The organism is Mesorhizobium sp. M7A.F.Ca.CA.001.08.2.1 (assembly GCF_003998455.1).
Taxonomy (GTDB): Bacteria; Pseudomonadota; Alphaproteobacteria; order Rhizobiales; family Rhizobiaceae; genus Mesorhizobium; species Mesorhizobium ciceri.
In genome coordinates, this window is record NZ_RZPW01001330.1 from 1 (window position 1) to 757 (window position 757).

Sequence of the window (757 nt, forward strand, 5' to 3'; positions counted from 1 at the left end):
CTCCAGGCCAGGGTGGCCAGCAGGCAGCCCGCGAGGGCGGTCGAGCGCAGCAGGCCGCACTTCGAGATGGCAATTCCTGTCAAGGCCAGGCTCCCCAGATCAGCACCGACGCAGTCGTGCATGTTCCCCGGGGCATAGCACCCGACATCAAGGGCGGGTATCGTTGAAACTAGCTATGCCCGCCGCGCCGCGATCCGCCGCTCAGGCCGCGGGCACATGCAGGGCCAGCACGGTTTCGCCGCGCCGCGACCTTGTGTCGAGCGTGCCGCCCAGCCGTCCGGCCCGGGCCCGCATCGAGCGCAGGCCGGTGCCCGGGACGGGCGCTTCCGAGGCGGCATCGAAGCCGACGCCATTGTCCTGGATGGCCAGGCTCAGCGTCTCGCCGCGCCGGTGCAGGTCGATGACGACGCGGCTTGCCTGGCTGTGCTTGAGCACGTTGGTCAGGCCTTCCTGCAGGATACGGACGAGATCGAGGCTTCGCGCCGCCGGCAGGTGGCAGTCCTCCAGCCCGGTCAGGTTCCACACGCAATCGATGTCGCGGCTTTCGCATGCCAGCGTTTGGCGGCGGCGCAGCGGCGCGATCCACTCGGCCAGCGACTGGCCGCCCGTCGGGTCGTCGGCGGCGGTGTCGATGATCACCCGCAACTCGTCGCGCAGTTCCTTCAGCACGGACAGGAAGCGATCGGCCGGAAGGTTCTGCGGCGCATGCTCCAGCATGGCGATCGAATTGACCAGGGTGCCGCCCATGCCGTCATGC

General features: G+C 69.4%; 1 protein-coding gene. It reads right to left on the reverse strand.

The window, feature by feature from the left end:
* Nucleotides 1–201: 201 nt before the first annotated feature.
* The coding region (locus EN914_RS37190) for a sensor histidine kinase (RefSeq protein WP_348631984.1) at nt 202–757 on the reverse strand (556 nt) is incomplete at its 5' end.